The sequence below is a fragment of the Anaerofustis sp. LCP19S3_F7 genome (assembly GCF_052119445.1).
GTDB classification, from domain to species: Bacteria; Bacillota; Clostridia; order Eubacteriales; family Anaerofustaceae; genus Anaerofustis; species Anaerofustis butyriciformans.
Genome location: NZ_JBQKFF010000001.1, coordinates 590,145 through 603,353, shown reverse-complemented (window position 1 = coordinate 603,353; position 13,209 = coordinate 590,145). Strand labels below are relative to the sequence as shown.

Below are 13,209 nucleotides of genomic sequence, written 5' to 3'. Positions count from 1 at the left end.
TTCTAATAACTAATATCCAAAATTTGTTCCATTTCACTATCAGATAATTTAACCGGATTATATCTTTGTTTCGCTTCATCTAAAATCTTCCAGAAATCATCTTTATCAATTCCAAAATCAGAAAGTCTAGGAATATTCATTTTTTCATTCCATTCCTTTAATGTATCAACAACAGCTCTGAAAAATACTTCGTGTCTGTCTGGAGAATATGTTGCATGCATTAAGTAAGCTCCAAGTTTAGCATATTTATATGCAGAAGGATTGTTAGGCTCAAAATCTTTTATCTTTTGAATATTAACAACAGTAGCTCCATGAAGTAAGCTTGCACATATTGCACCGTGAGGAATGCCGTCATACAAACCACCAATTACAGATGCAAAACCATGTATTGTAGTAAGTCCTGCATTTGCCATACATATACCTGATAATAAAGCTGCATAAGATACATCATTTCTTGCATCAAGATCTTCACCGTTATTATATGCACTTAACAAACTTTCACTCATTCTTCTAAGACCTTTTTCAGCAAGCATATCCGTAAAAGCATTAGAGTTCGTACAAATATATGCTTCTAGAAGCTGACAAAAAGCATCTAGACCGCTTTGCATTGTTACCTTTTTAGAACAATTTAAAGTTAAAACAGGATCAACCAAAGCTACGTTTGGAACAAGATTATCGTGTCTGATTGATTTTTTAAATTTCACATCCCCGATTTGTCCTTTTATAACAGCATTTTTAGTAGCTTCACTACCTGTACCACTTGTTGTAGGCACAGCAATAAAAGGAACTTTTTTCCCGCTTGGGACTTTATCTCCAACACCTTCAAGATAATCTATTATACTTCCTTCTTCTTTTAACATTGCACTCAAAGCTTTACCTGTATCAATAACGCTTCCACCACCTATACTTACGATTAGATCAACAGGTTTATTTCTGTATTCATTTGCAAGATTATCTATTGTTTCAACATCCGGTTCATCGGTTATTGTATGTATTTCATAACTTATATTGTCTGTTTCAAAATGACCAATTATTTTATCAAACATCCCTGAGTTTTTTAATGAAGCTTTTCCGCATAACAATAAAACCTTATCACCATATTCCAATATGTATTTATCTAATGTATGAATCTTCCCTTCACCAAAAATTATTTTACTCGGAACAACTAAATTAAAACCACTCATGACAAACCTCCTAATTTTGAATATATTTTACCACATAAATATACTTTTTCCAATATTATAAATTGCTACACAAAATGTTTTATCATAAAACAGACAAAGTTTATGTAGAATGATGTAAAATATCATATTTAACTATAATATAAATATAATACCTTTTTATTAATTTAATCTTTATTTTTTATTAAAATAAAAAAAGGTAAGAAATCTTACCTTTTATTTTTCAACTAATTTTCCTATTAATACATATCTTCCTTCTTCTATTTCATATGAACAAGTAGAAAGTGTTATTATCTTATCATCAGAAGATATGGTCTTACCACTATCAAATGTTGTATTTGATTTTGCATGAAGAAGCAAATCTTCAACATTATCATCCGAAGCAAATCCATTATCATCCCATTTGTATGCATCAATAACAAATCCATAAACTACTTCTATTTCATAATTTTTATCCGGTGTATATAAATCTATAGTTTGATGAGAATCATAATATTCTTGATCTTTATATTCCATTAAACTTGCAAACATACTTCCGTTTTTCATGTTATGAGCATATAAAATAGAGTTTTTCGATGTAAAATCTTTATTCTTTGTATAATCAAGGAATACAGTACCGCTTGAATTTGATGTACCGTCAAATAAATGATGTAAATAATAATCATTATCACTACCTTGAACAACAGGATAATCAATAACAGTACCTTCAGAATATATCCAACCTATAACATCAGGATTTATAGATTTTAAAGCATCAAAATCAATTTCCTTACCTGTTTTAACTTCACTTGTTAAATTATTATAGGTTGAAGTTCCTTTATTATACTCAGACATAATTGAATATATTTTATATGCCGAAAATAAAAGAGTAATACTAAATACCGCTATTAACAAATACAAAACAATACTTTTTTTATCTTTTTTTATAGGTTCAGTTGATTTTCTTTTTTTAATTACTTTTACTTTTCTCTTTTTCATGTTTTATATTATATATCCTAAATAAGTTTAATTCAACAAGATAATCAATAAAAAAAGAGAGTAAACTCTCTTTTTATTTATCAATAGCAAACATTATCTCACCTTTTGCTGCAACTTCATCCCCAACTAAAGCTATTGCACTTGCAAACCCTATACCTGCTTTCATTCTTGTTAGCTCAACCTTTAAAGTAAGCGTATCCCCAGGTATAACCTGTCTTTTAAAACGCATCTTGTTTACACCGGCTAAAACCGCAATTTTACCTTTATTTTCTTCTTTTGAAAGAAGTAAAACAGCACCTGTCTGTGCTAAAGCTTCAACAATTAAAACACCGGGCATAACGTGTTTTTGAGGAAAATGTCCCATAAAATGCATTTCATTTGCAGTTACGTTTTTCTTGCCTATTATACAAGTTTCGTCTATTATTTCTTCTATTGTATCAACAAGCAAAAATGGATATCTATGTGGTATTATATTTTGTATATCATTAGAATTATATATCATTATTTTTCTTCCGCCTTTTTAAATATTAAAGAAACATTGTGACCGCCAAAACCTAAAGAGTTGCTCATGGCATAATTAATATCTTCATTTATTCCTTCATTTGGAACAATGTTTAAGTCACAATCTTCATCTTTATTTTTATAATTTATTGTTGCAGGAATATATCCATCTTCTAAAGCCTTTACTGAAATAATTGCCTCTATTGCACCTGATGCACCAAGAAGATGTCCCGTATTTGATTTTGTAGAAGATATTTTAAGTTCCTTTGCATGATCTTTAAAAGCTGTTTTTACAGCCATAGTTTCTGTTTTATCATTTAGAGGTGTGCTTGTTCCATGGGCATTAATATAATCAATATCTTTATAGCTTATACCTGCATCGTTAATAGCATTTACCATAGCACCTGCTCCACCGCTTCCGTCTGAAATAGGAGCTGTTACATGGAATGCATCACAAGTTGCACCATAACCTACGATTTCAGCATATATTTTTGCTCCTCTTTTCTTTGCATGCTCATATTCTTCAAGAAGTAATATACCTGAACCTTCACCCATAACAAAACCGCTTCTGTCTTTATCAAAAGGAATACTTGCTCTTTCCTTATCGTCTCCTTCATGTAAAGCTCTCATTGACATAAAACCTGCCATTGCAAGAGGTGTAATAGAAGCTTCACTTCCTCCCGCAAGCATTAAATCTTCATATCCGTCTCTTATTTTATGGAATGCTTCGCCTATTGCATTACTTGCTGCTGCACAAGCTGTAACAGTAGAAGAACAATGACCTTTCAAACCAAAATCAATTGCAACATTGCCCGCAGCTAAGTTAATTAAGCACATCGGAATAAAATATGGAGAAACCTTTGAAGGTCCTCTCTTTTCCATATTTTTTTGAGCATTTTCAATAGTTTCAATTCCACCAATACCGCTGGCAATTATAACGCCAAAACGATTTTTATCAACATTTTCCAAATCAATATTGCTATCTTCCATAGCTTGCATTGAAGCAATTCTTGCAAAAGAAGTAAATCTATCATTAAATTTAATTTCTCTTCTTTTTAGATATTTTTCCATATCCAAATCTTTTACTTCTGCAGCCAATTTTACTTTATAATCACTTGTATCAAAATGAGTTATTTTATCAATACCGCATTTACCTTCCTTGATTGAGTTCCACATTGTTTCAACATCATTTCCGATAGGTGAAACCGCACCAAGCCCGCTTATTACTACTCTTCTATTCATTTTGCCTCCTACTACATTAACATTCCACCATCTACGTGGATTACTTGACCTGTTATATATCTGCTTTTTTCAGATGCTAAAAAAGCAACTAAATTTGCAACATCTTCACTTTTTCCCGTATCATTTAAAGGAATTGTCTTTAAAATTTCCTCTTTTGCCTTATCATTTAACTCATCTGTCATATCTGTTTCAATAAATCCAGGAGCAACAGCATTTGCTCTTATTCCTCTTGAAGCAAGTTCTCTTGCTACGGATTTTGTAAGACCTATTACACCTGCTTTGCTTGCTGCGTAATTAATCTGTCCTGCATTTCCTGATATCCCTACAACACTTGACATATTTATAATGCTGCCACTTCTTTGTTTCATCATTTGTCTTGCTGCGTGTTTTATAGTATTAAATGTTCCTTTTAAGTTAACATCAATTACACTGTCAAAATCTTCTTCTTTCATTCTTATAAGTAATGTATCTTTTGTTATACCTGAATTATTTACTAAAACATCAATACTTCCAAATGTAGAAACTGCTTCTTTTATTAAATTTTCGCTTTCAGTAAAATTAGCAACATTTGCTTTAACTGTTATTGCATTAACTCCAAAATCTTCACATTTTTTTTTTACTTGTTCTGCCTTTTCTTTGTTTCCGTTATAATTAATAACTACATTAAAACCGTCTTTTGCAAGAGCCAAAGCAATGGCTTTACCAATTCCTCTGCTTGCACCTGTTACAACTGCTGTTTTTCTTTTCATTATTTCAATGCTCCTAACATTTCTTCAAGTGATTTATTATCTTCCACGCTATATACCGGAATATTTTTATTGATTTTTCTTACAAATCCTTTTAATACTTTTCCCGGTCCTATTTCAACAAAAGCCTCTACTCCGTTATTTATCATGTATTCAACCATTTGCATAAAATATACGCTTGATTTGATTTGTTTTGTTAAAATTTCTCTTATATCACCATCGTATTCTTTTCCTGTAACGTTATAAACAACAGGAATTTCAGGAGTTTTTATTTCATATTCACCTAAAACTTTATTTAATTTTACCGAAGCATCTTCAAGCAAAGATGAATGAAAAGCTCCGCTTACATTAAGAGGAATAAGTCTTCTTGCGCCTTTTTCCTTTAATATTTCACAAGCCTTGTCAACTGCTTTTACTTCCCCCGTTATAACTATTTGAGCAGGAGAGTTATAATTTGCAATTTCACATACTCCATCACATTTAACTTCTTCACAAGTTTCTTTTATTATGTCTTTATCAAAGTTCATTACTGCAACCATTTTTGATGTTCCCTTAGGAAGAGCATTTACCATTATTTCTCCTCTTTTTCTAACTATGTTTGCAGCATCGTTAACACTAAAAGCACCGCTAAAACAAAGAGCAGAATATTCTCCAAGAGAAAGTCCGCATACATAATCAGGGTTTATTCCTTTTGATTTTACAACATTTGCTATTGCCATAGAAGTTGTAAGAATAGCACTTTGAGAATATGCAGTATCATCAAGCTGTTCTTTTGGTCCGTTAAAACATAAATCTTTTACATCATAATCAAGGCTAACACTATTATAAACTTCTCTTGCTTCTTCATATGTATCATATAATTCTTTTCCCATTCCCACACTTTGACTGCCTTGTCCGGCAAACAAAAATCCTATTTTCATTAATCATTCTCCTTTAACTTTTCATTTGCTTCACTTACAAGCTCATTTATCAAATCATGCACCGTAGTCATTTTATTTACTCTATACGCATTACTGCCTACAAACATAAGCCCGTTATCTACATTACCTTTTACAGCTTCAATAAGAGCACCTGATATACAGTACGGGGTATCAGAAGGATTACATAGTGACAAACAGTTGAAACAAGAAGACATAGATATATTTCCTCTTTCTTCTGTTTTTTTCATAAAAGAGTTCATTATTCCCCTTCCAGGAAAACCTGTAGGACTTTTTACAATTGCAATGTCTTCTTTTTTACAATTTATTATCATATCCTTAAACTCTTTAGCCGCATCACATTCTTCTGTTGCAATAAACCTTGTTCCCATTTGTACACCGTCAGCTCCTTTTTTTACAAAATGAGCAATATCGCTTCCGGTAAATATTCCTCCTGCAACAAAAACAGGTATTTTCTTATTATAAGCTTCTTCAAAAGGTTTAAGCTCTTTTTTTACATCATCAAAGATTTTATCTAAGCTTTCACATGTGCCATTTAAAAGTTCTTCCTTCTTAAATCCAAGATGTCCACCAGCTTCACTTCCTTCAATAACAACAAAATCAGGAACCGTATTATGTCTTTTATCCCATCTTTTAAGTATAAGTCTTATAGCTCTTCCACTTGAAACGATAGGAGCTAACAAAATACTCTTATCATCTACAAGTTTGGGAAGTTCAAGAGGTAAACCCGCTCCCGATATTATCGCATCAACCTTTGCTTTTACAGCCGCTTTAACATATTCTGCATAATCTTTGCTTGCAACCATGATGTTTACCCCGAGAAGTCCTTTTCCCTTGCTTATTTCTCTTGCTTTTTTTACTTCTTCAAGGATTGCTTCCACATTGCATTTTAAAGAATTTTTATTAAATCCTTCTTTTTTATATCCGGGATGAGCAGCACTTATTACCCCCATAGCCCCCTCTTTCATTACACTACCTGCCAAAGAAGACAGAGAAACACCTACCCCCATTCCACCTTGAATGATTGGTACTTGTAAAATTTTATCTTTGATTTTTACTTCTTTTAACATTATAACTCCTTGTGTTTTTCAATAAGTTTTTCTAGCTCTTCTTTTGATTCGTCAATAATATTTTGTAATATTTTTTCTAAAGGTAAAATCTCTTTTACCATTCCTGCAATTTGTCCCATCATTACCGAACCTGTTACCATATCACCTTCAAAAACAGCTCTTCTAAGCCCGCCTAAAGTAAGTTTTTCAAGTTCTTCCCTGCTTCCTGCATGGGCTTCAAGCTTAACATACTCTCTGCTAATTTTATTCTTCATAACTCTTACAGGAGCATTGAGGCTTTTTCCCGTAACGATTGTTTCTGTATCTTTTGCCTTTAAAACTGCATTTTTATAGTTTTCATGAATAGGACACTCTTCGCTTACAAGAAGACAAGTTCCTATTTGAACACCTATTGCACCTAATGATAATGCAGCGTTAAAACCTCTTCCATCAGCAATACCACCTGCTGCAATAACAGGAATATTAACTGCATCTACAACTTGAGGAACAAGGCTCATAGTCGTTTGTTCTCCAACATGACCGCCGGATTCTCCCCCTTCTACAATTAGAGCATCAACTCCGCTTCTTTCAAGCCTTTTTGCTAAAGCAACACTCGGTGTAATAGGAAATACTTTAGTTCCGCTTTTCTTTAATTTTTCAACGTATTTCCCTGGGTTTCCTGCTCCCGTTGTAACAACATCAACCTTTTCTTCACATATCATATTCATGATTTCTTCTGTTTGAGGGTTCATCATCATTACATTTACCCCGAAAGGTTTATCTGTTAATTTCTTACATTTTCTTATTTCTTCTCTTGTCTGTTCGCAAGTCATTGCCCCTGTGGCAATTATTCCAAGCCCACCTGCATTACTAACGCTTGCCGCAAATTCTGCGGTTGCTATATTTGCCATGGCTCCTTGGATAATAGGATATTTAATACCTAAAATTTTATTTAACATTGTCATAACTTTTTACTATATTTCAATATACCCTGAAGCGTATGTAAATCCGGCTCCAAAGCCTATCAAAACAATTTTTGCTCCTTCTTTTATTAATCCTTTTTCCTTTGCCTCTGCAAGTGCAATTGCAACACTTGCAGCTGAGGTATTACCATATTTATTTAGGTTAATATATACTTTATCTTCATCTATCTTAAGTTTTTTTATAACGTGTTTTATAATCCTGTAATTAGCCTGATGAGGAATTACTAAATCAATATCATCTATTGTTTTACCTGCTTTATTTAAAGCTTCTGTTAAAGCATCACTCATTGCTCTTACTGCAAACCTAAAAACATCGTTACCAGCCATTTCAATATGACCTACTTTTCTTTCTTCATTTTGAAGTGGTTGTTTTAAACTTAAGCCTTGTATTCTTAATTTCCCTTGATTATCCCCTTCTGCGTTAGAATAAAAGTACATATTATTATCGGTTGGTTCTCTTTTCATTATCGCAGCACCTGCTCCGTCTCCAAAAAGAACACAGGTACTTCTGTCTGTCCAGTCAATTACCTTGCTTAATGTTTCAGCTCCGATAACTAATGCACATTTATATTCACTTAACATAAACGATGCAACCTGCATTGAATATAAAAAACCGCTACAAGCAGCATTCAAATCAAAAGCCATTACATGGGAATTATTTAATTCAAGCTTTTCTTGAACTAAACAAGCAGTAGATGGAGTCATATTGTCCGGAGTACATGTTGCACATATAATTAGGTCTATATCTTCTTTAGCAATTTTTGCATCTTCAATAGCCTTTATTGCAGCATTATAAGCAATATCGCTTGTATTTTCATCACAGCTTATATACCTTGTTTCTATTCCAGATCTGCTTTTAATCCATTCGTCATTTGTATCTACGATTTTCTCAAGGTCTTGATTTGTTATTAAATTTTTGGGTATGTAATAACCGTATCCAATAATTTTTCTATTTTTCATCTTAAATCATTCCTATTTTTCGATATTTTAAATATCTTTCCTTGATTAGTTGTCTGTCTTTTTTATTTGATAATTCCATAAGCTCATTTTGAATATAAACGGATATTTGAGCAACTACATACTCAAGACCGTTTTGAGCCCCTCCCTCAGGTTCTTTAATTATGTGGTCAACAATTCCTTTTTCATACAAATCAAAAGAAGTAAGCTTCATATATTTACTTGCTTCTTCAGCTCTGCTTTCGTCTTTCCACAAAATACTCGCAAATCCTTCAGGAGAAAGTACGGAATATATTGCATTTTCAAGCATTATTATTTTATCGGCAACGCTTAAAGCCAAAGCCCCACCACTTCCTCCTTCGGAAATAACAACGCTTATAACAGGAGTTTTCAAATTTGAAAACTCATAAAGACATTTTGCAATAGCTTCAGCCTGTCCTCTTTCCTCAGCACCTTTTCCGGGATACGCACCTGCTGTATCAACTATTGTAATAATAGGTCTATGGAATTTTTCTGCTTCTTTTGCCAGTCTTAAAGCCTTTCTGTAACCTTCGGGATTCATCATTCCAAAGTTTCTCTTTAAATTTTCTTCTAAAGTTTTTCCTTTTGCCTGTGCCAAAACGGTTACCGAAATATCATTAAACGTTCCAATACCACCAATTAACGCACTATCATCTCCAAAACATCTATCTCCATGAAGCTCATAAAAATTATCAAAAAGAAGTGATATATAATCGCTTGCTTTTGGTCTGTCTTGATGTCTTGCAAGATATACTCTATCCCAAGGTTCTAATTTTGCATATGCATTTTTCTTTAGCTGTCTTATTTCTTTATTTATTTTGTCAAATTCTTCATTGTCCGTTAAAGAAAGAGAAGCTTTTTTTGCTTCTAATTCTCTTATTTTTATTTCACATTCTTTTATGCTCATTGTTTTACTCCTTTATGAAGTACTATAAGATCATAAATGGTTTTCTTCATGTTAGTTCTTTTTACAATCATATCTATAAAACCTTTTTCAAGTAAAAACTCAGCTCTTTGGAATTCTTTTGGAAGAGTTTCATTGATTGTATTTTCAATAACTCTTTTTCCGGCAAAGCCTACAAGAGCATTCGGTTCAGCAATTATTATATCTCCTAGCATCGCAAATGATGCACTTACGCCACCTGTAGTTGGATGAGTAAGTAAAGATATATAAAAGCCTCCCTCATCAGAAAATCTCTTTAGTGCAGCGCTTGTCTTTGCCATTTGCATCAAAGACATAATCCCTTCTTGCATTCTTGCTCCTCCACTGGTACAGCTTATAAGAAGAGGAAGTTTTCTTTTTGTTGCAAGCTCTATTATTCTAGTAATTTTATCTCCAACAACTTGCCCCATACTTCCCATCATAAAATTACTATCCATAACGGCAATGGCAATTTTTTGACCGTTTATTTTTCCAACTCCGGTAACAACTGCTTCATGAAGTCCTGTTGCTCTTTTTAACTTATCAAGTTTATTAGAATAACCTGGGAAATCATCTTCATTTTTACTTTCAATATTTTTATCCATTTCCCTAAAACTTCGTTTATCCATAAGCTGTCTTATTCTTTCTCTGGCACTTATCTTTAAGTGATAACCGCAATTTGGACATACATAAAGATTTTCCATCATTTCATCATATGGAGTATTTTTATGGCATACTTCACAGTTTTTTATTAAATTTTCAGGAACTTCTCTTTTTGTAACCTCTTTTGAAGAAGTTATTCTTCTGGACTTAAAAAGTTCAAGTCTTTCCTTTCTTTTCCTAAATAAGTTCTCCACTTTGTTCTTCCAACTCCTTTATAAACTCTTCAAAAAATCCCGTATCGTATTTTCCTTCAATAAAAGTTTTATTGTGAAGCACCAAATAATGAAATTCTATATTTGTTTTTACTCCGTCTATAATTAACTCTTCCAATGCAACTCTCATTTTCTTTATGCATTCTAACCTTGTAGGTGCAAAAGCAATGAGTTTTAAAATCATAGAATCATAAAACGGAGGTATTTTATATCCTGTATACACAGCACTGTCAACTCTTATTCCTCTTCCTCCGGGAATATGTAAAAAGTTTATCTTTCCTCCGGAAGGTGCAAAATTTCTTTCTACATCTTCCGCATTGATTCTGCATTCTATTGCATAACCGTTTTGTTTTATATCCTCTTGTTTTAAAGTAAGTTTTTGTCCGTCGGCAACTTTAATTTGTTGTTTTACTATATCAACTCCGCTTATCATTTCTGATATTGGATGTTCAACCTGAATTCTCGTATTCATTTCCATAAAATAATATTTGCCGCTTTTATCAAGCAAGAATTCAATTGTTCCTACACTGTCATATCCAACATATTTACATGCTTTTATTGCATCATTTATCATAGGCTGTCTTATTTCATCTTTAAGCATATGACATGGTGCTTCTTCTATAAGCTTTTGGTTTCTTCTTTGAAAAGAACAGTCTCTTTCAAATAAATGTATAACATTACCATGCTTATCAGCTATAAGTTGAATTTCAATGTGTTTTGGCTTTTCTATGTATTTTTCTATATATACATCACTATCCCCAAAACAAGCCTTTGCCTCACTTGTAGCAGCATTAAAAGCATCTTCAAATTCTTCTTCTTTTCTTACAATTCTCATGCCTCTTCCGCCGCCGCCATTACTGGCTTTAATAATTACGGGATATGTTATGTCATTTACAAGCTTTTTACCTTCATCTACATCTTCTATAATTTCTTTAGAACCAGGAACAACAGGCACCCCAGCTTCTATCATTATTTTTCTTGCTTCACTCTTGTTCCCGAGTTTTTCTATTGTTTCAGGGTTTGGACCAATAAAGATTAATCCACATCCAATAACAAGTCTTGCAAATCTTGGATTTTCACTTAAAAAACCAAATCCGGGATGTATGGCATCACATCCCGTCTGACAAGCAGCTTCTATGATATTACTCATATTAAGATAACTATCCATTGCTTTAGGCGAACCTATACAAACAGCTTCATCTGCTATTTGAACATGTAAGGCATCTTTATCCGCAGTTGAATATACACTTACGGTTTTAATTCCCATTTCCTTACAAGTTCTTATTATTCTTACTGCTATTTCTCCTCTGTTTGCAATTAAAATTTTCTTTATCATTTAATCACCTATACATATTAGATTTTCATCAAACTGAACCATTTCACCGTCTTGTTTTGCAACACTTATGATTTTTCCGCTGCAAGGTGCTTTTATTTCGTTCATTACTTTCATTGCTTCAATGATACAAACGATATCTCCCTTGTTTACACTGTCTCCCTCGTTTACATAAGCAAGTGAACTTTCATTTGGTTTTGAATAAAATGTTCCTACAATAGGACTTTTTACCCAATTTCCTTTTGGTTCTTCTTTTATAACTTCTTCAGTATCTTCTTTTATAACTGGTTGTGATTCCACAATATATTCTTGTGGTTTAACATAATTTACAACACTTTTGCTATCTTCTTTTTCAAGTTTAATCTTCATTTCTCCGGCTTCAATTTCCATTTTATGAACATTTGAGCCTTCAAAAATATCTATAACTTGTTTTATTGCTTTAGTATCCAAAATTTTCTCCTTTTGAATTAATTTTAAAGAAATCAATAAATAATACTTTGATATTCAAACTATAATATCCTATAAAACCGAATAAATAAAAAATATAACATAATGAATAAATGTAATATAAAAGGGCCCGTAAGCCCAAATATTATACTGAATAAAAAGTGATATTATTGTTTTTCTTTAATAATGTCGATGATATCTTGTACATTAACAAGTTTTTCTAATTCTTCATCTTCGATTTGAACATCGAATTCTGTTTCAAGTTCAAGTGATAATTCAACAGCAGCTAAAGAATCGATATCTAAATCTTCTTTTAATCTTGCTTCTGGTGTGATAAGACTTTCATCAATATCTAATGCATCTACTAATACCTTTTTAATATCTTCTAACATAATTATATTCCTCCTAAGTTCTTTGATATTCAAAGTATTTTTGTATTATAAACTGTTAAAGTTATAAAGTAAATAGTTTTTTGTTCATTTTATTAACTTTTTATTATATTTATATACTTTTTTTACTCTTAATAATACTCAGTATCATTAAAAACATTTTCATACAAATTTAGAATAACTTTTCAAGTTCTTTCTCACTTATTACTTCAATTCCATTTTCTTCAAAAAGCTTTGCAGTTATTCCCTTACCATCAATCAAAACATATGAAAAACTTCCGTCGTATATTTTTTTATTTCCGCAAGACGGAGAATTGGCTTTCATTAATGCTAATTTTACATTGTTTTCTTTTGCAATATTAAGGCAAATCATTGCTCCTTTTTTATATTCATCAGTAACGTCTTTTCCGCTTTTTGAAAATACTTTTCCTTTTCTTATCTCGCTTGGCTCTCTTGGAGTAGATAGTCCTCCAAGACATTCTGGACAGCATAGTATAACATTATATTTTTTTTCTATTTTCTTTATAATTTCTTTTTCTATTTCATTATTACCACCGCTGTATTTACAGTTCTCTCCAAACAAACATGCCGATACAATTATATTTTCCTTACTCATATATACCTCACAGTAAAAAAATAAGGAGTGT

Annotated in this window: 15 protein-coding genes; all 15 read right to left on the bottom strand. The window is 32.1% G+C overall.

Going from position 1 to position 13,209, the window contains the following annotated elements; translation table 11 throughout:
- Positions 1–2 precede the first annotated feature (2 nt).
- The 15 genes from ACTQYZ_RS03120 to ACTQYZ_RS03050 all read right to left on the bottom strand — a co-directional run bounded on the left by ACTQYZ_RS03120 (position 3) and on the right by ACTQYZ_RS03050 (position 13,178).
- Complete coding sequence (locus ACTQYZ_RS03120; RefSeq protein ID WP_441416000.1) at positions 3–1,184, bottom strand: iron-containing alcohol dehydrogenase; 1,182 nt, start codon at positions 1,182–1,184, stop codon at positions 3–5.
- A gap of 213 nt (positions 1,185–1,397) precedes the next feature.
- Positions 1,398–2,159 carry a class B sortase gene (gene srtB / locus ACTQYZ_RS03115; protein WP_441415999.1) on the bottom strand — a complete coding sequence of 254 codons (762 nt, stop codon included), beginning with the start codon at positions 2,157–2,159 and terminating at the stop codon, positions 1,398–1,400.
- 73 nt (positions 2,160–2,232) lie between these two features.
- Positions 2,233–2,661, bottom strand: coding sequence for a 3-hydroxyacyl-ACP dehydratase FabZ (gene fabZ, locus ACTQYZ_RS03110; protein ID WP_256476280.1), 429 nt, complete (start codon positions 2,659–2,661; stop codon positions 2,233–2,235).
- Positions 2,661–3,902: a beta-ketoacyl-ACP synthase II gene (gene fabF / locus ACTQYZ_RS03105; protein ID WP_441020630.1), complete on the bottom strand. Its 1,242-nt coding sequence runs from the start codon at positions 3,900–3,902 to the stop codon at positions 2,661–2,663. Before fabF ends, fabZ begins: the two co-directional genes overlap by 1 nt.
- An 11-nt stretch (positions 3,903–3,913) precedes the next feature.
- On the bottom strand, positions 3,914–4,654 hold the full coding sequence (gene fabG / locus ACTQYZ_RS03100; protein ID WP_441416032.1) for a 3-oxoacyl-[acyl-carrier-protein] reductase: 741 nt from the start codon (positions 4,652–4,654) through the stop codon (positions 3,914–3,916).
- On the bottom strand, positions 4,651–5,568 hold the full coding sequence (fabD, locus tag ACTQYZ_RS03095) for an ACP S-malonyltransferase (protein WP_441020631.1): 918 nt from the start codon (positions 5,566–5,568) through the stop codon (positions 4,651–4,653). Before fabD ends, fabG begins: the two co-directional genes overlap by 4 nt.
- A complete protein-coding gene (locus ACTQYZ_RS03090) occupies positions 5,568–6,656 on the bottom strand; it encodes an NAD(P)H-dependent flavin oxidoreductase (RefSeq protein ID WP_441020632.1) in 1,089 nt (362 codons plus the stop codon). The genes fabD and ACTQYZ_RS03090 overlap by 1 nt, the downstream gene beginning before the upstream one ends.
- Positions 6,656–7,600, bottom strand: a complete 945-nt coding sequence (locus ACTQYZ_RS03085) for a DUF561 domain-containing protein (protein ID WP_441415998.1) — start codon at positions 7,598–7,600, stop codon at positions 6,656–6,658. Before ACTQYZ_RS03085 ends, ACTQYZ_RS03090 begins: the two co-directional genes overlap by 1 nt.
- Before the next feature lie 9 nt (positions 7,601–7,609).
- Positions 7,610–8,578 carry a beta-ketoacyl-ACP synthase III gene (locus ACTQYZ_RS03080; RefSeq protein ID WP_441415997.1) on the bottom strand — a complete coding sequence of 323 codons (969 nt, stop codon included), beginning with the start codon at positions 8,576–8,578 and terminating at the stop codon, positions 7,610–7,612.
- Between the two features lies 1 nt (position 8,579).
- Entirely contained in the window at positions 8,580–9,503 is a 924-nt protein-coding gene (locus ACTQYZ_RS03075) for an acetyl-CoA carboxylase carboxyltransferase subunit alpha (RefSeq protein ID WP_441415996.1), read from the bottom strand.
- Entirely contained in the window at positions 9,500–10,375 is an 876-nt protein-coding gene (gene accD, locus ACTQYZ_RS03070; RefSeq protein WP_441415995.1) for an acetyl-CoA carboxylase, carboxyltransferase subunit beta, read from the bottom strand. The genes ACTQYZ_RS03075 and accD overlap by 4 nt, the downstream gene beginning before the upstream one ends.
- A complete protein-coding gene (gene accC / locus ACTQYZ_RS03065) occupies positions 10,359–11,729 on the bottom strand; it encodes an acetyl-CoA carboxylase biotin carboxylase subunit (RefSeq protein WP_441415994.1) in 1,371 nt (456 codons plus the stop codon). The genes accD and accC overlap by 17 nt, the downstream gene beginning before the upstream one ends.
- A complete protein-coding gene (gene accB / locus ACTQYZ_RS03060) occupies positions 11,730–12,176 on the bottom strand; it encodes an acetyl-CoA carboxylase biotin carboxyl carrier protein (RefSeq protein ID WP_441020638.1) in 447 nt (148 codons plus the stop codon). It abuts the gene before it with no gap.
- A 164-nt stretch (positions 12,177–12,340) separates the two neighbouring features.
- Complete coding sequence (locus ACTQYZ_RS03055; RefSeq protein ID WP_441020639.1) at positions 12,341–12,565, bottom strand: acyl carrier protein; 225 nt, start codon at positions 12,563–12,565, stop codon at positions 12,341–12,343.
- A gap of 169 nt (positions 12,566–12,734) precedes the next feature.
- Positions 12,735–13,178: a DUF523 domain-containing protein gene (locus tag ACTQYZ_RS03050; RefSeq protein ID WP_441415993.1), complete on the bottom strand. Its 444-nt coding sequence runs from the start codon at positions 13,176–13,178 to the stop codon at positions 12,735–12,737.
- Positions 13,179–13,209 lie beyond the last annotated feature (31 nt).